The following is an 18,344-nucleotide window of genomic DNA, read 5'->3' as shown; positions in this document are numbered from 1 at the left end:
ACGTGCCACAAAAAGCGTGCACCAAAACGTACACCAAAAACCGCAACCTCGAACTGCCAGAAGGATGATTGTGTTGAAACGCCTGCTCAAGCTCATATTGGGTCTTTTCGCCCTGGCGATGACTCTGCTCCTGGCAGTCGCGGTTTACCTGACACTGTTCTTCAACCCGAATCAATATCGGCCGGATATCGAGCGCATCGCCCTTGAGCAGGGTGGTATCGAGCTGCAGATAGATGGCGATGTCAGTTGGTCGATCTTCCCGTGGGTGGGCTTCGATATCCGCGAGATCACCACCCGCTACCCCGGCCAGGCGGATCTTGCATCACTGCGCAAAGCACATGTCTCGCTGCACCTGCCGGCACTGGCCACAGGGCAGATGCAGATACGCGATATACTGATCGATGGCCTGGAACTGAACCTGCAGCGCAATGAGCAAGGCGAAGTGAACTGGTTGCCTCAGGGCAGCAAGCCGCAACCGAGCGAGACAACCGCAGCACCTGCCTCGGCTGAGCAAAAATTATTAACGCTGGATATCGCATCCATCCTGATCAGCAATGCCGAGCTGCACTATCAGGACCTGCTGCTGGGCCAGACCCTGACACTGACCGACCTGAATATCACCGCCAGCAACCTGCTGGCTGAACAGCGCTTCCCTGCGGACCTGAGCTTCACCCTGCATGGCAGTGGTGGCCCGGAAGCGCTGACGGCAACGCTTAATCTGCAGGGAGACTTTCTACTCAGCCCGGAACAGATGCTGTTGCAGGCCCACAACCTGACCAGCCAGATAGCACTCAGCGGCACCGAACTGCCCGCCCCACTGGAGATGATCCTGAAGGGCAATCTGGAAAAAGACCTGCGCAGCGGCACCACCAGCCTGAATAACTTCAAACTGAGCCTTGCCAACCTGCAGCTTCAGGGGCGCCTGGTGCTGGATGATTCTGGGTTACCACCACCTGAATCTGAAGCAGCAGAAACAGCCATGCCGAACCTGACGGGCGAGATCAGCATCGCCCCGTTTGATCTGAAACTCTTTATGGAAACACTTGGCCGACCACTGCCCGACACAGCAGACCCAGCAGCGCTGCGCCTGATCAGCCTGAATGCGGCGCTCAACTCTCAGAACAAATACCTGCACCTGAACCCGCTGGTGCTGCGTGTAGACGACACCAACCTGGCCGGAACACTGGTTTATAGCCGCGAGAACCAGCACCTGAATATCCATCTGCGCGGTGATGTGCTGGATGCTGATCGCTATCGGGCGGCGTCTGATGTTAGTGATGACGACAGTGCAGCTAACAGTGCCGAGAATAGCGCAGCTAACACCTCAGAAGCCGCACAACCCACCTATTCACAAGAACCGCTGACAGACCTCGACCTGCTGCGCAGCCTCAGGCTCGACGCCATGCTGGATCTACAGCGCCTTATCTTTGCTGGCCTGACACTCAACGACCCCGGCATGACACTGCAGGCAGATAACGGGCTGATCAACCTCAGCCGCCTGAATGCCAACCTCTATGACGGCAGCATACGCAACAGCATGACATTGGACGCCACTGGCGACACGCTGCAGATCGACTCACAACATGCGATACAGTCGGTACAACTGGGGCCACTGCTTAAGGATCTGCAGGCGAGTACTACTAATGAGAACAGCGGAGCCGTCAGCGGCCAGCTGAATGCAGAAGCCGACCTGACCACAGCCGGATTATCACCGCACGACCTGATTCGTCAGCTCAATGGCAGCATCAGCCTCACTATGAGCGATGGCGCAGTGCAGGGGTTTGATATGGCAAACAACCTGTGCCGAGAGATCAACCAGGCGCTGACAGGCGAAGAGGCGGCAACACAACAAGCATCACAGTCACAACAGCCACAGCTCCCCACCGTCTTCAGCAACCTGCAGGCCAGCCTGAGAGTGCGCCAGGGTATCCTGATCAACGAAGACCTGAACGCCAACCTCGATGCACTGCAACTAACGGGGCAAGGGCAGATAGATCTGAGCGCACAGGCGCTGGATTATCGCTTTGGGCTGACAGCCAAGGATGAAGGGTTTGAGCAGAACTGCCCGATTGCCAGCGCACTGCAAGGTAGAGAGTTTCCGATTGTCTGTGCCGGCAGCTTTGACATGCCAGCAGCGCAACTGTGCAGACCAGATGCCGACCAGTTCACAGAACTGCTGCGCGGAGAGCTGGAGCAGCGCCTGAGCGAGAAGCTACAGGAGCGGCTGAGTGAAGAGGCGGTACGTAACCTGTTGCAGGGGCTGAGCCCAGAGTGATGGCGAGTGAACTGATGTTACCCAAGGCATTCCAACAAACGGTTCTGACCTGGTTTGATCAGCATGGCCGCCACGACCTGCCCTGGCAGGCCGAGAAAACCGCCTATCGTACCTGGCTGTCGGAGATCATGCTGCAACAGACACAAGTCAGCACCGTGATCCCCTACTTCCAGCGCTTTATCGAGCGTTTCCCGGATCTGCAATCACTCGCCGAAGCCGACACCGACGAAGTGCTGCACCACTGGACAGGCCTCGGCTACTACGCCAGAGCGCGCAATCTGCACAAGTGCGCGCAACTGATACAGGCAGAACATCACGGCGAGTTCCCGAACAGCGTAGAAGCACTGGCTGAACTACCAGGTATCGGGCGATCAACAGCAGGCGCCATCGCCTCCATCGCCTTCAACCGCCGCGCTGCAATACTGGATGGCAATGTAAAACGCGTGCTGACCCGTTTTCATGCCGTGGAAGGATGGTCAGGAACACCGGCCATCATGAAGCAACTCTGGCAATATGCCGAACACTACACACCAGACACACGCTGCGCCGATTACACCCAGGCGATGATGGACCTGGGCGCCACGCTCTGCACCCGCAGCAAGCCCGACTGCCCGGCCTGCCCGCTGCAGAGCGACTGTGCAGCATTGAAGCTTGGCATCACCAACAAAATCCCCGCGCCCAAACCCAGAAAAACCATCCCCGTGCGCCAGACCTATATGCTGATACTGCGCAACGCAGCAGGTGACATACTCCTGCAGCAACGACCACCCACCGGCATCTGGGGCGGCCTGTGGAGCCTGCCAGAAGTGAGCGACCTGGCAGCGCTCGATACAGCGGTGGCAAAACAGCACCCACCCGTGCGCCACACCTTTTCACACTTCCACCTGGATATCACACCCGTGGAAATGCGAGTTACAGCAGAGCAGCAACAACTTACCGACGCTGTGATGGAGCAACCGCAGCAGCTTTGGTATAACATGAACCAACCCTCAAAAGTCGGCCTGGCCGCTCCTGTTGAGCGATTGCTGCAACAGTTGAGCAAGCAGCCAGACAGCCTGAACTGACAGTTTTAAGCAATGGAGATAGAGATGAGCCGTACCGTATTTTGTCGTAAGTATCAGGAAGAGCTGGAAGGCCTGGAAAGAGCCCCCTACCCCGGCCCGATCGGTGAAAACATCTATGAAACCATTTCAAAGAAAGCCTGGCAGGACTGGCTGAGCCATCAGACCATGCTGATCAACGAGAAGCACCTGAATATGATGGATGCCTCGTCACGCGAGTATTTGAAGCAGGAGATGCAGAAGTTTTTTGCGGGTGAGGATTATGACAAGGCTGAGGGGTATGTGCCGCCTGTTGAGAAGGAGTAGGTAGAACTTAGGGGGCGTTCGCCAATCGGCCAATTGCAGTAATCTGCCTCGCCTTCAGTGAAGCTACTCGGCTAGTCAGCAAATCGATGCAGAATATCTTGCCTTGTTCGCACATGAGTTAAAAGCTGGGGCCATCATATTTCGGGGTATTACTGAAGGTTGGTTTTGGATCATCCTTTTTTATCCAATGCTCATAGTCATTACTATTTACAAATGAGTTATCAAGACTTGGCTCCAGTGTACTCAATAGTGCTACAGATGCATTCAGTATGAAGTTTGGTTTTCTGTACGAAGAAGTCGAGATCTTCAGTTCATCAACGACTTCTTTTCGAAGATCTAAGTGCAACCCTAGCAAGTTGCCCGCCAAAGAAACTACCCAAGGCTCCCCGTAATAATGCAGCATTCTTCCTGATGAATTTGCTAGTTTTGCTTCGACTAGCTCTTTCACAAATGGCATTGTTACTGAGGAGGCTAATGCCATTTCATTATCTATGTCTACATCGTAAAGTAAAACATTACTTGCGTATGTATGATCATGAATTCTCGAAAGCTGCTCAACTTTTAGCGAAGAGAAGCCTATTGGACTATTGTTTTCATGGAAGAACTGTCTTTTCGCTTCATAAAATGCCACGCCGTCAACATAACGGTCGCTTGTAACCCAAATTCTTACTATTACAACAATGTCGCCAAACTCATATTCAGAATTTCCTCTGAGCTTGAATCCTTCCCATCTAACTTTCTGCGGCTTATCACTCCAATCAAGCTCTAGTCCGATTGACTCAATAGACTCCAAAACCTTTGTTGTAATGTGGTTTTCATTCCAGCCACCAATATGTGCTGTGTTATAGCAATTAGCCAGAGCCTGGCTAGAGCTTATATAGGCTTTGCTAATCCATTCTGAATGTTTCATTGATCCTAATACTCATAGTAGGTGTAGCCCTGTGCGGAGCCGCATGCAGGGTATTGTGGGGACTGGGGGTTAAAGCCCCCCGGTTACCCGATTAGCAGCACTTAGACCGCATAGTCCAATGCTTGCTGTATTTCTAGATAATCTCTTAAGCATGGCGGAGTATCGGCATACTGACTAAGCTCAGAAATGCAATTCCCTTTAGAAATCTGCAGCTTTACATTACCTTTATCTTTGAATATTTTACGAGAATCTTTTCGACACCTTTCGGCTTTTATCTTTTCGAGGAAAACCCTAAAAAACTCTAGATTCTGCTTTCCTCTAAACCAAAGCTCTCCTGATAAGTTTTCAAAATACTGTTCAGAATTTTCTAACTCAACAGCAAATTCTTCTCGAAAATCAGGAAATAATGATTTTGGATTTTTTTCATCATAGACTTTTTCAACAACCTCCAAATCAATTCTAACCAAATCTTCAAATTTAACATTATTTATATTCAAACGTCCTTCAATTTCACCACGCCTTTCCATTAAACGAAGCTCCCGAACAAGAAAATTAAAAGGCTTGATGACGTCAATATATACAGACTTGGTATTTTCAAAAACTCTAATTGAATTTGCATAGCACTGTTCGTTTTCTCTAGAGTCATTAATCCCAAATTCTGCACTAAGAATTCTAGTATATGCACCTAGACTAATGTATAGATTTTCAACTGAGTAGCACGGTGTTACATATATATCACCGAACTCAAGAATCGCACTATTGTCATCAAAGTCAGCATCGACAAAAAACATACATGCCGAAATTGAGTATGTTTCGTGCCTTCTGATTCTTCTTCTAAGCTCAACTACATTTGATTTACCTCCGGCATTTATAGCTGACCATTTAATATCCGGCCGAATACTATTGATTCTTATTGAATAATATTTCTCATCTTCTCCCTCAAAGAAAACAGCGTACTTTCCTTTAGAAGCAATCCTTGTAAATTCTATAAATTTTACTGACAAATTGCTTCGGGATTTTATTAATGTATTCACCCTCGACATTACAGCTCCTCAATATACTCAGCCAAATCCACAGTATTTGCTTCCAGTTCATTTTCAAATATAAATGGAGAGTGAGTTGTCGAGAATAAAAATTTACATTTCCCAGAAGACACTATGTCAGGGAGTAATGTTTTTTGCCATTCCATAGATAACGATAATTCGGGCTCGTCAAAAAATATTGCTAACTCTTCTTTTTTCTGAAGATAAAGCAATGCAAATAATGAAATGATCTGCTTTTCACCTGAAGATAAGCTTTCAATATCTACAGCACGCCCATTTTTCTTTCGTATAACCTCAATTGTTACGTTGCTTTCGTCGTAAACAACTTCTTTATCAGCCAAATACTTGTTACTAACCTTTGTGAATTGCTGTATTGCCTCATCGTTGTCTTGTTGTTGCTCATAAACTTTAAGTAAGTTACTTACAAAATAAATAAGCGGGTCATGTCCAGTAAGGATTTCCCCACTATTTACCAAGGAAAGTATTTGCTCTTTATGAGATGGTGAAATGTTCTTTCCAATTCGTTCCAATACAATTTCTACAGCTCGCGGACTGGAGATTGATGATCTCATTTCATCTGTGACAGCAAAGCCACTAACAAGCTGAGCTAGCATCTGTCCGTTGATTTTAGAAAACCACTCTACTGATGAGCTTAAAATTTCAGAAGTAATTTTCTCAATGCTTGTTTTTACATCACTCATTCCAAAATTGATGGAAGAGTTCCTTAGTGGCGACCCATCTTTAACGCCACTAAACGCACGAATATCTTCTTCGACTCGCCGATAAGTTGGCAGGTGCAATGTTTTTAGGGGGAATTTCTTTTTGATATTATCTAATTTTTCTTGAGTTGAAGAGTTAATTCTTTTGTTCGGCCTATTGCTCCTAACCTCTCTTAAATAATCCCTTAGGATTGAAGGTGGGATATCAAGGGAATTCATAGCATGCCTGAATAAATGAGACCTTTCCATCGAATTCGATGGAAATTTACGTACATCATCTATTAATTCAAGTATAAAATCTTCACCAAGTCTGTTTTCAAGATGTTCAAAAAAGTGGTGCCCCTTGATAAATTCAAGATCCGCATCAAAATCCTCCTTCTGAAAGGAAATATTCTCATCATCTGAAAACACTATACCAATGGAGTCAAATACAACCTTCCTAAGTTTTGAGACATCTCCAGAAACAAGCGCATAAAATGAGTTAAGGATTGTTGTTTTACCATACCCATTCTCGGCAACAATAATCTTATATTCAGAACTGAAGGGAATCCTAACATTTCTCTCTTCATATAAATTGTTTATGTAAAATTCTTTAATCATACATTCTCCAGTTCTCAATTATGTTTGTGTCTGAACTCTAATGCACTGTGCTAACAGTTTTCATTTAATTAATCTGTCAAAATACGCATGCATTTTTTTAGTCAGACATGCGCAGCATTTCAGCCGCATCAAAAAAATTCATTTAAATGCAATGATATAAAAGCATGACTATCGACAAGACGAGCAACTTTTCCAGAATTCACAGGCATGCTCATTTTTTCAGTACGCAAGACAGCATCTATCGGTAGCACTACAGCGAGGATACAAGATGGTTGGGGCGACCGTTTGAAAAACACGCTACCGCCCCGATGGTGCTCCATCACACTTGACTACGTCCTGTTTGTTATCTGAATCTAATCCATCCTTTTTGTGTGTGCAAACTTTTCCTTTTGCTTTATTCATATCCTTTGGTCCATACCTCACCGGCTAACAGGTCTGGATCGGTGATGAAACCACGCTCAGCTTGTCTGGTTTTATAAACTATCTGTCCGGTTCTCAATACCTCTCCTGGATAGCTGTCAGCGACACTACCTCACTACTCACTCAGCCAGTTGCGGCATGTGACGCGATGGAGAGAAGCGATTGGATTTTGAAATCTGGTATATCTATGTGGGTACCGTCTTGCTGCTGATGAGCACTCCGGGGCCAAGCCAACTGCTGATTCTGTCGAACAGCTTGTCGTCGGGTTTTTCGGGGGCAGCGATGACGGCGGCGGGCGATCTGACAGCAAACCTTATTCAGATGATCGTGGCCACAGCCGGTTTGGCCTATCTCATACAGAGCAACGAGGAGCTGATCACCATCATTAAGTGGGTCGGTGTGGCTTACCTGCTGTGTATGGGGACTATGTCATTCGTGCGGCAAAAGCCTTTACGTGTTGAATCCCAGACGCATGATGAGCGTCGCAGCAGATCGTCTCTGTACTGGCAGGGTTTCATTGTCTCCGCAGTTAATCCTAAAGCGGTCATGTTCTTTGCTGCGCTCTTTCCGCAGTTCATAGACAGCTCGGGTGCTGTCGTACCTCAGTTTGCGGTATTGAGCGCGACTTACCTGATGCTCGACGGCATGTTCTTGATGACATACGCGATACTGGCTGCAAAACTTGCGCAGTGGCTGACACAGGATAGTGTCTGGCTTCGGCGGACACCCGGGGCGCTCCTTATTGCTGTCGCTCTGGGGCTGGCCATGAAGGGTGTCTAGTCCGACATCACATGTGCAGGGGTTTGGTTGTCGTCAGTTCTGTACGCTTATCCTTGTGAAACCTCGGGCTCGCCTGTGAACAACCCAATGAGGCAAATCACTTTTACGTGCTGAAAAGATTCAGTTATCATGTTTTCGGCTTACCGCTTTAATGACCACAGACAGATGACTTGAAGCATCCAGGGATAAGGACGTGCTTGTGGCTACCTCGGCTCTTTACATACCGCATCAACGCACTTCTTCGCAATGCAATCCCCTTATCAGTTGCACCACTCTACAAAGGTATACAGGAGTAACCTATGGCGTTCTATCGTCACCCCTCAGGACGGTCGATTTATGTTGAAGATATTCAGTTAAATAACCATGTACCTACCCATGCCCGTCTGAGCGTACCACTACCGGGTAGCAAACCCAGTTGTCCTGGGTTAACGCCAGCAGCGCCGCTCGCCTCCCATGCAGCACCAGGTGAGTTCAGTATTCGTAGTATTCCAGACGTGATGCGCTGGAAGCTGGGTTGGCCTGTTGCAGCCAGGGTGATGGAGAAGTGGTTTGCACTGCCGGCTCGGGAGATGCTTCCTAGAGAAAAAAGCGGAGAGTTAAAACCCACTACGATGCCTGCTGATTATGTTGATACTGAGCTGATTCGCTGGCACTGGCTGAATCAGTTTTCACGGGTTGCAGAGGCTGAGCAGAGCTTGCACTCTAGATTGGTAAATTCTGCTGCTATGGAAGAGCTTGAGAACAAATTTCATGCACAATTAATTGCAAATGCAAGATTGCGAGAGCAGTCATCCAGAGGCTCTGTATTGATTAGGTGTAGAGATGTGATTGAGGCGCACTCCCTATGGCAGTTCCAATTAGCAGATGTCCTCTACGGCAGACCCCGTGATATGGATGATCTTTACGGGGCACTGGGACGTTTTACTGTGTATGCGGCAGTCAATATTGGGCAAGTCCAATCGCTAGGGTCTAATCGTTACAGGCTTTCCGTCTCAGAAATTGCCGTGTATGTCCGCGACACCTATGAATTCATCGACTCTCAATACCTTGGGCATTGGAACTTTGCAGGCCTCGGATTTAACCCGACTGCTGCAGTAAATGGTCTCGGAATCTTTGGTGATAATAGAAGAGAATGGCGCCTGTGGGGCTTCAGCATCCGTCATGGCTTTATGCAACCAGTCAACAACAGCGATTATCGCCACTACCAGCGTACTCATGGTAGGGGCGGCGACTATTTGCTGTTTTCCGATATCAAGCGCGTGCCAGTCAACATCAGTGTCGAGGTGACACTATGAATAAAGCCAAATTGATGCGTTGGGCCAAATGGAGCCTGATTTTGGTCTTAATACTTCCACCACTGAAAATGGCCATAGAGGTGGCTCGTACCCCTAGCTATGACAGTGGGGAGGCCTATGTGAGCTATTCGCATGATGGTAAATACAGAGGGGGAGTTGTTTATATTGCAAAGCAGCACCGAACTGGATGGATGAGTTCGTCTAACACAGTCTATCTACTCACCGACCCTAGTGGAAAGGAGATCCATGCCATTTTTCCAATGGATAAATATTGGCAGGCGGGAAGTGGGACGATTTGGAGATGCGGAGAAAGAAGGGATGAAGCTTGCACAGGAGTACGGGATGGTTTTTTGTTCGAGGCCCAGCTTCCCGTCTCCTATTGGCAGAGACTTCATGCCTGGCTCACAGTGCGTCTTAAAGGGTTGCAGGATGCAGAGTTTGCCGAGGTGATTGTTCGGTAAGCAATGCCTCGAGCATTGGAACGTTAAAGGCTTGGTGATCAAGCCAGGCGCTTTAACGTCATCCTCTGTGATTCGCTCAACTCGCAGAGTCCAGGGCGACTACAGATACCGTCCACCCGCACCGACCACCACCACAATCAGTCCAAGAATCAGGTTTATGCCCACCAGCTTGCGGATCTGCCCCACCTGGCGACCGCCTTCCTGAGGGTCCTGGTTGGCAACGGCCTGCTTCAGTCTCCTGAAGGGGGAGAAAAAGACGTGGAAATAGATCAGGATCATCACAATCCCCAAACCCTGCATCAAGTGAATATGCCAGCCGACACCAGACATGCCACCGAACACACTGAAGATCATCCAGTATCCGGTCACCGGCAACAGGATCACGGCCGCCCATACCCACTGGAAAAAGCGGGACAGGGTACGACACCAGAGTAAGCCCCGCTGCGATGCGTCAATCACCTCCACCACCGCCGGCCGCATGGCCATATAGGCGAAAAACATGCCGCCAACCCAGATCATGGCAGAGAGAACATGCAGTGCGATAGCCAGACTCATAAAACGACTCCCGAAAAAGAAATGTGTGTGGTGAGCATAAGCTTCACCCGCCTCAAAACCAACTCTCCTGACTGGATTGTGAAAGCCATCAGGGCCTCCCGATGGATCAACAGGCAGGCTTCGGGCTGACCAGGTGGCCTGTCCAGCCCAACATCACATGTGCCGGAGATGGGTTGTTGTCAGTTTAGCGTAGGCGGATGGCGAGTGGCCGGTTTGTTTTCGGAACGCGTACGAGAAGGCGCTGACGCTGGAATAGCCAAGATCAAACGCAATGTCGGATACTGGCTGCCCTTGGGTTCTGACATGCATGGAGCCTGAGTTGGCATAGACAATCTGCAGTTCATCGTGGGAATGTGGCTCAATCACGCCAAGGACAGCGTCTTGTTAGAGCCTTTGAATCGGGATAGTATAGTTGTATCTCTACTCTCGGAGGTAACATGACTACAGAAACATTAAATCACCTACGTTCACAGATTTATACTCTCTCCGAGTCGGAACGTGCAGACTTGGCTCGCGAGCTCATAATGAGCCTGGACGGTCCTCGTGACGATGCAGCCGGGCAAGCCTGGAATGATGAAATTATTCGTCGCGTCACCAAGGTCAAAAGCGGTAAGGCCACTCTGCTTAGCCGCGAAGAGTTCCGAATAAAGATGCGAGCGAGGATAGGCTAGTAACAGTGCGAACGGTAAGGATACTGGAAGAAGCCTCGCAGGAAGCTATAGAGGCTGCAGCATGGTACGAATATGAGCAACCTGGACTCGGAGCCGAGTTTTTCGCTAAGGTTGATGCTGCCATTGATATTATTGAAGAAAATTTTATCCCTCTATCACCTATGCCAGAAGAAGCTGGTGATACCGGTGTGAAACGACTGGTCCTTGACCGCTTCCCGTACGATATAATCGCGATTGAGTTGCCGGAAGAAGCCATCGTAATAGCCGTTGCCCACCACTCCCGAAAACCTGGTTACTGGCGGGAACGCAGCAAACCCTGATAGTTTTATTATTGCCTATTGATCCCAGCGTGCGTAACTGGACCGCGAGCTGTCATTAATTAATGGCACGTTGTTCACTCAGGTGCTGGTCAACGATCATCCGCTCCAAGATCCGCAAATACATCTTCAGCGGGGATTGCTTGCTCTTCACCACGAAGATAGAACTGTACTACTGTATGTCGATAAGAGGCTCGCCTGTGGACCACCCAATGAGGCAAATCACTTTTACGTGCTGAAAAGATTCAGTTAAATAACCATGTACCTACCCACGCCCGACTGGGTGTACCACTACCGGGTAGCAAACCCAGTAGCCCAGGCTTAACGCCTGCAGCGCCGCTCGCCTCCCATGCAGCGCCCGGTGAGTTCAGTATTCGTAGTATTCCAGACGTGATGCGCTGGAAGATAGTCTGAGAGATCGGTTAGGTGCAGATATCAGGCTACGGGAGCAATCCTCTATAGGCACTGGAACGTTTTACTGTGTATGCAGCAGTCAGAGTAAGCGGTGTGGTTTAAACCGCCGCTTTTTCACCCTCTAAGGTATCCGGTGCCTGCTCATTTGGTTTGGAAACCGGAATGAATAAGGATAACAACCCTGCTAGCAGCAATAGTCCCGATGCCGTCATTAGCCATGAGACGTAGTCTCCTGAAAAATCGTATAACCGACCTGCCAAATAAGGCCCAATAGCGCCACCCACTAAGAACACCGCATACACCAGACCATAAGCCAAGCCGTAGATTTGACGTTTAAACAAACGACCAAGTAGGAAAGCTATCAGATCCACTTCCGCACCAATAGCCAAGCCCGTAATAATGGCACCTAATTTAGCGTAAGCTGGCCCACCTAGCCCCAAAATCAAGAATCCAACACCAGCCACAACAAATAGTGTAGCGGTAATATAAGACGCCCTGAACTGGTCTAATAAGAAGCCCACCACCAATCTTCCAACAATAACGGATACGCCAACGAGGGAAGCAATGGCCCCTGCTTGTGGTGGTGTCAGGCCACTGTCGGTCAACATGGAGAAGAAATGTGCGACGGTTCCTAACACGGCCAGTGCCGACAAAAAGAAGATCAAACATAGGTAATAAAAACACCCGTTGTTCAATAAGCTTCCTACTCCAGCGGTTTTCGCTTCTTTGGTTGTTTCGGAGTCTTTCGCACCAATTAATAGCAACCCGATAATAGGAATCGCCGCGGCCACTACCACACCCAGTGCAAAGTAACCTGCTCTCCAACCATGACTATCGATATAAGGTGCCAATAACTCAGGCAATAAAATTCCCCCTGTGCCCGTGCCCGTCAGAATGATGCCCAGCGCTTTACCACGGTTTTTCTGAAAAGCCATGATAATCAAACGGGTAAAAGGCAACGGCGTTGAACCGGCGGTTAACATTGACATGATAGAGATAATCACCAAGTAACTGGTCAAATCAATGGTAAAACGACCCAGCGCAAAGAAGGACAAAGACACTAACACCAATGAGATCAAAGCCACCTTGGTACTACCAAAGCGATCCACCAGCCAGCCAGTAGGGATCACCATAATGGCGGCACAAATGGTACCGATTAATGCCCCAAGCGAAGCATCGGCGCGGGTCCAGCCGAATTCGGCTGCCAATGGCCCCATAAAAATACCAATGGAGTAGAAGTAAATTGAGCTAACCCCAACCGAAATACCGATGAAAGCCGCAAGCAATACTCGCCAGTTTTCTAGAAATTCAGAATTTTTCATTTTCCCCTCCCAAGATAACCACCTGGATCCGTGATTTGACTGCCAACCATTTGCGGTTGTGGCGATCTGCGTAGCGGCAGGCCGAGCAGGTACCACGCAAGGTTCGGGCTCAGGGTTCCGGCGCCTGCCGACCGCTTGTTCGCTTCAAACACTTGCAGTCTCCTCGATATGGACGTTCGGGTTGTTACCCTTGTCATTGCCGCGCACCGGGACGAGCCCGTGTCCGGTTCCTGCGGCACCCCCAGCCCTGGGCGCCCGGGCATACAAGCTGTCGGGCATCAGGAAACGGGCCAGAGCCGGCAGCAGGATCAAGGCACCGAACATGTTCCACAGAAACATGAACGCAAGCAGGATGCCCATGTCGGCCTGGAACTTGATGGGCGAGAAGATCCAGGTCGCCACCCCGACGGCCAGCGTCGCGCCAGTCAGCATCACCACCTTGCCGGTCGACAGCAGCGCCCCGTAGTAGGCTTCGGCAAGGCGCTCTCCTTCCTTGAGCCGGACCAGCACGATGCTCATCACGTAGAGCGCATAGTCGATACCGATCCCGACGCCGAGCACGATCACCGGCAAGGTCGCGACCTTGACCCCGATGCCCAGCAACACCATCAGCGCCTCGCACAGAATCGAGGTCAGCGCCAGCGGGATAATCGCACACAACACCGCCCGCCACGAGCGGAAAGTCAGCAGGCACAGCAGCGTCACCACGCCATAGACCCACAGCAGCATCTCGCGGTTGGCCCGCGCCACGACGGTGTTGGTCGCCGCCTCGATGCCGGCATTGCCGGCGGCGAGCAGGAAGCTCGCGTGCGGGTTGTCATTGGCTGCAGCAAAAGCTTCAGCCTCGGCGACCACACGGGCCAGGGTGTCGGCCTTGTGATCGGTCAGGTACGCATAGAAGGTGAGCAGGCTGCAGGCGTCGTTGTACAGACCGCGCGGAGCACCGCTGGTGATGGTGTTGAGCATGTACTGATTCGGGCTGAGGTCGTACCACTTCGGGTTGCCCTCGGCGAGCCCGACCATCACCTGACGATTGAGCAGGGCGAGCGAGTTGGTGGATTCGACGCCCTCCACCTGGCGCAAGCGATGCTCCAACGCATCGAGTCGCATCAGGGTGTCGTAGTTTGTGCACTCGCCCTCCGGCGTCTTCACCATAACCGCCAGGACGTCGCTGCTGGCGCCATAGTGTGCGGTCAGGTATGCGTTATCGCGGTTGTAGCGCGAATCCGGACGCAGCTCCGGCGCACCCGGATCGAGATCACCGATCTTCAGGCCCTGCCCGAGCTGAAGGCCGCCAACGGCAAGTAGCGTCGCGCCGATGATTGCACCCGCCGCCCAACGCCGGTCGGTGAAGCGGTCAAGCACCGCCCACAGCGGGTGCCGGCTCGAACCCGAGCGATCCGCCAGCTCCGCGCGCCGGCTGCGTTCCGCAGCAGCCGTGCTCACCCCGACATGGGACAGCAGGATCGGCAGCAGCACCAGATTGGTCAGGATCAGCGCCGCCACGCCAATGCTCGCCGTAGTCGCGAGATCGCGGATCACCGGGATGTCGATTACCAGCAGGACCGCGAATCCCATCGCATCCGTCACCAGCGCGGTAAGCCCGACCACGAACAGGCGGCGGAAGGTCAGACGCGCGGCAACGTAGCGATGCACGCCCTGCCCGATGTCGCGGGTGATGCCGTTCATCACCTGTGCGCCGTGGCTCATGCCGATGGCGAAAACGATGAAGGGCACCAGCATCGAATAGGGGTCGAGTTCGTAGCCGAATGTGGGTAGCAGGCCGAACTGCCATACCACCGCGATCAGAGAGCAGGTGACCACCAGCAGGGTGCTGCGCACACAGCGCGAGTATGCAAACAGCACTGCGCCGGCGAGCGCGATCGCCACCGCGAAGAAGGCGACGACGCCATGCAGGCCCTCAATCAGATCGCCGGCCACCTTGGCGAATCCGGTCACATGAATGTGAATCGAGTCGGACTGGTATTTGTCGCGCAAATCCTCGAGCCGCTCCGACAGCGCCGCGTAGTCGATCGGCCTACCCTCGGCATCCGTCGCCAGCAGCGGCATGAACACGATTGATGACTTGTGATCCAGCCCCACCAGTTGGCCGACTTCGCGCGACCGCGCCACATTCACCCGGACCTGCTCTACGGCTTGCGTAGACGCGTCGTAATCGTTAGGGATCACCGGTCCACCGTCCAATCCGTCCTCGGTGACGCCGGTCCAGCGCGTAGAGGGCGTCCACAACGACTTCATCGTGGCCCGGTCAACACCTGGCATCAGGAACACCTCTTCGCTGACCTTCTGCAGTGTCGCGAGATACTCTGCGTCGTAGATCGACTCACCCGTGGTCGCCACCGCGATTCGCAGCGAATTACCGAGGCCGGCGAGTTCGCTGCGGTTGTCCAGGTAATTGGCGATGTAGGGATGTCCGGTCGGAATCATTCGCTCGAAGTTCGCGTTGAGCCGTAGCCCTGCCGCCTGCCCGCCCAGAACCAGGGTGATCAACAGACACAGCGCGAGAACGGCCGCACGATGATTGAAGAACAGGCGCTCAAGCGCGTTGCCTGATCGGGGATCAAAGCCGGCGGAGGGTGCCTCGTGTGGTCGCGCAGCCGTCGTCTGATTGGAGTTCATTGCGCCCTCTCCCACTGAATGGATTCGATCCGCACCGGACCACGCCATGAAGCGCCGATAAGGGCGCCGTCTTGCGCCTCGACCAGCGCGTTGAGCGGCGGCCCCGGGGGTAGCGGAAGCGACACGAAACCGGCGTTACCGGCCTGCATCAACTGGCCGCCCTGCCCGACGGCAAGCAACCGGCCGTCAGCCAGCCGCGCGGTCGACAACAACGATGCCGGCACCGGCACTGGTACCTTGGCGAAACTCTCGCCACCATCGGCGGAGCGGACCGCGTTGCCGCGCAGACCGGCAAGCAGGACCTCCTCGCCGCGCACATCGATGGCAAAGAAGCTGCCGCGATAGGGCGTTTCGAGGGCATGAAAGGACTGCTCTCTGTCGTCCGAACGCGCCGCAAAACCCTGCTCGCCGGCCACGTACCAACGCTCGCCGTCATGGGCGGCGGCATACAGGTGCATGCCACGCGGATTGGGAATGGCGGCGCCGATCGAGCGCCAACTGCGACCGCCATCGTGAGTGGCAAATGCAAGGCCATAGGCACCGACCACGATGCCGCGCTGGGCGTTGGCGAAGGCAAGCGCCAGCAGCGGCTTGTCGGCTCCTTCCTCGACCAGGCGCTGCGCTGCGACAAGCACCTTGCTGCTGTCCCCATCGCCGGGATCGATATCGGCACGAACCGAATCAAGCACGAGTTCTGCCCCACGCCGACCATCGAGTTGCACGTCCCAGTGCTCGCCGGCATCGACGGTGTGCAGCACTACGCCGCCGTGACCAACCGCCCAGCCGTGATTCGGTGTGGGGAAGGCGAGCGCAGTGATCGTCACCGAGACCGGTGCCGGCACCTGGCGCCACGTACGCCCGTCGTCGTCGGAGAGCAGCACCAGGCCGCGCTCGCCGGCCACAATCAGGCGCTCTCCGGCACGGGCAATCGCAGTCAGCATCGATTGGTCGAAATCGCGGGCCTGCAGCGCGGGGCGCTCCAACGGGTCGATCACCTCTGCCGGTGCGGCCAGCGCTAGTGCGTGTGACCCCGGAAAAACAAGGACCGCCGACAACAGGCAGCTTAGGAATTTCATCATACTGGATTCCTCGGTTGGACATGTGCGAGTGTGCGGTATTGGGCTGCCTGGCGGCGGAGCGGATTTATGCCCGTTCCGCCGCCATCACAGGATCACTGCACCCCTTCCGCAGCGAGCGCATCCGGGCTGAAAAAGGAATCGCGGTAGCGCTCCACCGTACTGTACTGGTTGGTGGTCTCGTTCATGATTCCGATCGAGAACCAGGCCCCCGACACCAGGTCGTAGAAGCCGTACAGATTGGTGTGCACAGCCGGGATCTCGGGCATCGTGAAGGGCATCTGCCACATCGTCTTCCACAACTGGCCACTGGCGTCCCAGCGGTCGCCGAGCAGCGCCACCCAGCTGTCCTCGTCGATGTAGTACACGCTCTTCGGCGCCAGATGACGCTTACCCTCCGCCAGCGTGGCCTCCACTACCCACACCCGGTGCAGCTCCCAGCGCACGTGCTCGGGATTCAGGTGATGCTCGCCAAGCACGTCGGCGTTGCTGGTCGGCTGCAGGATTCTGTTGGCGTTGTAGGGGACGAACATCTCCTTCTTGCCCACCAGATTCCAGTTATAGCGGTCCATGCGGCCGGTGTATACCGACACCTCGTCGATCGACAACACCCCGGCAGCCGAAGGCAGTGGCGTGTCGCAGCAGGCATTGGGCAGGCGACGCACGCGACGCTGACCTGTGAGATACACCCACGAGCGGTCATCACTCGGATCAAGATTGAGCCGGCTCAGGATGCCCTCGCCTGCACGCAACGCGGGGCCAGCATTGATCCGGCGCAACATCCAGTGTTCGCCATTGAAGCTTTCCTCGCCGTCCTCAAAGTAGTACGGCATCTGCAGTTGCGCCGGTCCGTGGGCGGTCACCACTGCCTTTCCTTCGGGAGTGATCAGCACGTTGTGCCCATCCCAGCTCCACGACTCGCCGCGCCACGCGAGCAGACTGTTCCACATGACTTCGGCACCGCTCCTGGGAATCGGGAAGGGTATACCACCGTAGGCGCCTTCCACCTTCGGCCCGGCCTCACCTTCTCCCAGTTGAGCACGGGTGGCATTCTTGTATGTGTTGTCATACACCCACTGTGGCGCGGCCGCAGTTCGGTGGGTCGGGTAAACATTAATGCGGTAGCTGTCGGGATACTTCTTGAGCATTGCTTTCACGCCGTCTGACAGTTTGTCGGCGTATTGCTCCATGTTATTCACCGTGATCGAGAACAGTGGCGTCTCGTCGGCAAAGGGGTCGGGGCGACGCGCTCCGCTCTTGAAACCAACTGGCACCTCGGTGTTGCCTCCGGTCCAGGCCGGGATAGTGCCGTCCTCGTTGCCAGCCTTTTCGCCACCGAGCGGCATCAGGGTGGACTTGAGAGAGGCGGCTTCCTCAGGCGTTACACCAGCGCCAGCCTGCTGCGTGAGAACGAACCAGCCCGACAGGGCAATGACGAGAATCGATATGCGAAATTTCATACTTGTCTCCTACTATGGG

General features: G+C 52.9%; 17 protein-coding genes. 8 read left to right on the top strand and 9 right to left on the bottom strand.

What is annotated here, in order from left to right; all coding sequences use genetic code 11:
* Nucleotides 1–73: 73 nt before the first annotated feature.
* Genes ACK3CJ_RS00650 through ACK3CJ_RS00640 form a run of 3 tightly spaced genes read left to right on the top strand, consistent with a single transcriptional unit; the run spans nt 74 to nt 3,642 of the window.
* Nucleotides 74–2,275: an AsmA family protein gene (locus tag ACK3CJ_RS00650; protein ID WP_409524489.1), complete on the top strand. Its 2,202-nt coding sequence runs from the start codon at nt 74–76 to the stop codon at nt 2,273–2,275.
* The gene (mutY, locus tag ACK3CJ_RS00645) at nt 2,275–3,339 is read left to right on the top strand and encodes an A/G-specific adenine glycosylase (protein ID WP_409524488.1); all 1,065 of its coding nucleotides are present in this window, start codon (nt 2,275–2,277) and stop codon (nt 3,337–3,339) included. Before ACK3CJ_RS00650 ends, mutY begins: the two co-directional genes overlap by 1 nt.
* A gap of 24 nt (nt 3,340–3,363) precedes the next feature.
* Complete coding sequence (locus tag ACK3CJ_RS00640) at nt 3,364–3,642, top strand: oxidative damage protection protein (RefSeq protein WP_409524487.1); 279 nt, start codon at nt 3,364–3,366, stop codon at nt 3,640–3,642.
* A gap of 118 nt (nt 3,643–3,760) precedes the next feature.
* Here the strand turns inward: ACK3CJ_RS00640 and ACK3CJ_RS00635 are convergent, their stop codons facing one another.
* The 3 genes from ACK3CJ_RS00635 to ACK3CJ_RS00625 all read right to left on the bottom strand — a co-directional run bounded on the left by ACK3CJ_RS00635 (nt 3,761) and on the right by ACK3CJ_RS00625 (nt 6,914).
* Nucleotides 3,761–4,552, bottom strand: a complete 792-nt coding sequence (locus ACK3CJ_RS00635) for a hypothetical protein (RefSeq protein ID WP_409524486.1) — start codon at nt 4,550–4,552, stop codon at nt 3,761–3,763.
* Between the two features lie 101 nt (nt 4,553–4,653).
* Nucleotides 4,654–5,595: a DUF4435 domain-containing protein gene (locus ACK3CJ_RS00630; RefSeq protein ID WP_409524485.1), complete on the bottom strand. Its 942-nt coding sequence runs from the start codon at nt 5,593–5,595 to the stop codon at nt 4,654–4,656.
* Nucleotides 5,595–6,914 (bottom strand): AAA family ATPase, encoded by a 1,320-nt coding sequence (locus tag ACK3CJ_RS00625; RefSeq protein WP_409524484.1) that lies wholly within the window; start codon nt 6,912–6,914, stop codon nt 5,595–5,597. The genes ACK3CJ_RS00630 and ACK3CJ_RS00625 overlap by 1 nt, the downstream gene beginning before the upstream one ends.
* A gap of 582 nt (nt 6,915–7,496) precedes the next feature.
* Between ACK3CJ_RS00625 and ACK3CJ_RS00620 the strand changes: the two genes are divergently transcribed.
* The 3 genes from ACK3CJ_RS00620 (at nt 7,497) to ACK3CJ_RS00610 (ending at nt 9,870) form a co-directional block, all read left to right on the top strand.
* Complete coding sequence (locus ACK3CJ_RS00620; protein ID WP_409524483.1) at nt 7,497–8,114, top strand: LysE family translocator; 618 nt, start codon at nt 7,497–7,499, stop codon at nt 8,112–8,114.
* Nucleotides 8,115–8,413: 299 nt separating this feature from the next.
* On the top strand, nt 8,414–9,409 hold the full coding sequence (locus ACK3CJ_RS00615; RefSeq protein WP_409524482.1) for a DUF6402 family protein: 996 nt from the start codon (nt 8,414–8,416) through the stop codon (nt 9,407–9,409).
* Nucleotides 9,406–9,870: a hypothetical protein gene (locus ACK3CJ_RS00610; protein ID WP_409524481.1), complete on the top strand. Its 465-nt coding sequence runs from the start codon at nt 9,406–9,408 to the stop codon at nt 9,868–9,870. The genes ACK3CJ_RS00615 and ACK3CJ_RS00610 overlap by 4 nt, the downstream gene beginning before the upstream one ends.
* Nucleotides 9,871–9,969: 99 nt before the next feature.
* Here the strand turns inward: ACK3CJ_RS00610 and ACK3CJ_RS00605 are convergent, their stop codons facing one another.
* Both ACK3CJ_RS00605 and ACK3CJ_RS00600 read right to left on the bottom strand, forming a co-directional pair.
* Entirely contained in the window at nt 9,970–10,425 is a 456-nt protein-coding gene (locus ACK3CJ_RS00605; RefSeq protein WP_409524480.1) for a CopD family protein, read from the bottom strand.
* A gap of 153 nt (nt 10,426–10,578) precedes the next feature.
* Nucleotides 10,579–10,791, bottom strand: a complete 213-nt coding sequence (locus tag ACK3CJ_RS00600) for an AraC family transcriptional regulator (RefSeq protein WP_409524479.1) — start codon at nt 10,789–10,791, stop codon at nt 10,579–10,581.
* A 158-nt stretch (nt 10,792–10,949) separates the two neighbouring features.
* Here ACK3CJ_RS00600 and ACK3CJ_RS00595 point away from each other — a divergent pair, with 158 nt between their 5' ends.
* Together ACK3CJ_RS00595 and ACK3CJ_RS00590 are read left to right on the top strand one after the other, a co-directional pair.
* Nucleotides 10,950–11,096 carry a hypothetical protein gene (locus ACK3CJ_RS00595; RefSeq protein ID WP_409524478.1) on the top strand — a complete coding sequence of 49 codons (147 nt, stop codon included), beginning with the start codon at nt 10,950–10,952 and terminating at the stop codon, nt 11,094–11,096.
* A 5-nt stretch (nt 11,097–11,101) separates the two neighbouring features.
* The gene (locus ACK3CJ_RS00590) at nt 11,102–11,416 is read left to right on the top strand and encodes a hypothetical protein (RefSeq protein WP_409524477.1); all 315 of its coding nucleotides are present in this window, start codon (nt 11,102–11,104) and stop codon (nt 11,414–11,416) included.
* A 509-nt stretch (nt 11,417–11,925) separates the two neighbouring features.
* Here ACK3CJ_RS00590 and ACK3CJ_RS00585 read toward each other — a convergent pair.
* The 4 genes from ACK3CJ_RS00585 to ACK3CJ_RS00570 form a co-directional block, all read right to left on the bottom strand.
* Nucleotides 11,926–13,149 carry an MFS transporter gene (locus ACK3CJ_RS00585; RefSeq protein ID WP_409524476.1) on the bottom strand — a complete coding sequence of 408 codons (1,224 nt, stop codon included), beginning with the start codon at nt 13,147–13,149 and terminating at the stop codon, nt 11,926–11,928.
* Nucleotides 13,150–13,293: 144 nt separating this feature from the next.
* Nucleotides 13,294–15,789 carry an efflux RND transporter permease subunit gene (locus tag ACK3CJ_RS00580; RefSeq protein WP_409524475.1) on the bottom strand — a complete coding sequence of 832 codons (2,496 nt, stop codon included), beginning with the start codon at nt 15,787–15,789 and terminating at the stop codon, nt 13,294–13,296.
* Nucleotides 15,786–16,868, bottom strand: coding sequence for a WD40/YVTN/BNR-like repeat-containing protein (locus tag ACK3CJ_RS00575; protein WP_409524474.1), 1,083 nt, complete (start codon nt 16,866–16,868; stop codon nt 15,786–15,788). The genes ACK3CJ_RS00580 and ACK3CJ_RS00575 overlap by 4 nt, the downstream gene beginning before the upstream one ends.
* 92 nt (nt 16,869–16,960) lie before the next feature.
* Nucleotides 16,961–18,325, bottom strand: coding sequence for a DUF1329 domain-containing protein (locus ACK3CJ_RS00570; protein ID WP_409524473.1), 1,365 nt, complete (start codon nt 18,323–18,325; stop codon nt 16,961–16,963).
* Between the last annotated feature and the right edge of the window lie 19 nt (nt 18,326–18,344).

The sequence above is a fragment of the Nitrincola salilacus genome, assembly GCF_046271865.1.
GTDB lineage: Bacteria > Pseudomonadota > Gammaproteobacteria > Pseudomonadales > Balneatricaceae > Nitrincola > Nitrincola salilacus.
Note: the sequence above shows the minus strand (reverse complement) of the source record. Positions and strands in the feature narration are given on the sequence as shown.

Coding starts and splice junctions, on each gene's coding strand:
- mutY (WP_409524488.1), top strand. CDS start 2,275: ATGGCGAGTGAACTGATGTTACCCAAGGCATTCCAACAAACGGTTCTG.
- ACK3CJ_RS00640 (WP_409524487.1), top strand. CDS start 3,364: ATGAGCCGTACCGTATTTTGTCGTAAGTATCAGGAAGAGCTGGAAGGC.
- ACK3CJ_RS00635 (WP_409524486.1), bottom strand. CDS start 4,552: ATGAAACATTCAGAATGGATTAGCAAAGCCTATATAAGCTCTAGCCAG.
- ACK3CJ_RS00630 (WP_409524485.1), bottom strand. CDS start 5,595: ATGTCGAGGGTGAATACATTAATAAAATCCCGAAGCAATTTGTCAGTA.
- ACK3CJ_RS00625 (WP_409524484.1), bottom strand. CDS start 6,914: ATGATTAAAGAATTTTACATAAACAATTTATATGAAGAGAGAAATGTT.
- ACK3CJ_RS00615 (WP_409524482.1), top strand. CDS start 8,414: ATGGCGTTCTATCGTCACCCCTCAGGACGGTCGATTTATGTTGAAGAT.
- ACK3CJ_RS00610 (WP_409524481.1), top strand. CDS start 9,406: ATGAATAAAGCCAAATTGATGCGTTGGGCCAAATGGAGCCTGATTTTG.
- ACK3CJ_RS00605 (WP_409524480.1), bottom strand. CDS start 10,425: ATGAGTCTGGCTATCGCACTGCATGTTCTCTCTGCCATGATCTGGGTT.
- ACK3CJ_RS00595 (WP_409524478.1), top strand. CDS start 10,950: ATGAGCCTGGACGGTCCTCGTGACGATGCAGCCGGGCAAGCCTGGAAT.
- ACK3CJ_RS00585 (WP_409524476.1), bottom strand. CDS start 13,149: ATGAAAAATTCTGAATTTCTAGAAAACTGGCGAGTATTGCTTGCGGCT.
- ACK3CJ_RS00580 (WP_409524475.1), bottom strand. CDS start 15,789: ATGAACTCCAATCAGACGACGGCTGCGCGACCACACGAGGCACCCTCC.
- ACK3CJ_RS00575 (WP_409524474.1), bottom strand. CDS start 16,868: ATGATGAAATTCCTAAGCTGCCTGTTGTCGGCGGTCCTTGTTTTTCCG.
- ACK3CJ_RS00570 (WP_409524473.1), bottom strand. CDS start 18,325: ATGAAATTTCGCATATCGATTCTCGTCATTGCCCTGTCGGGCTGGTTC.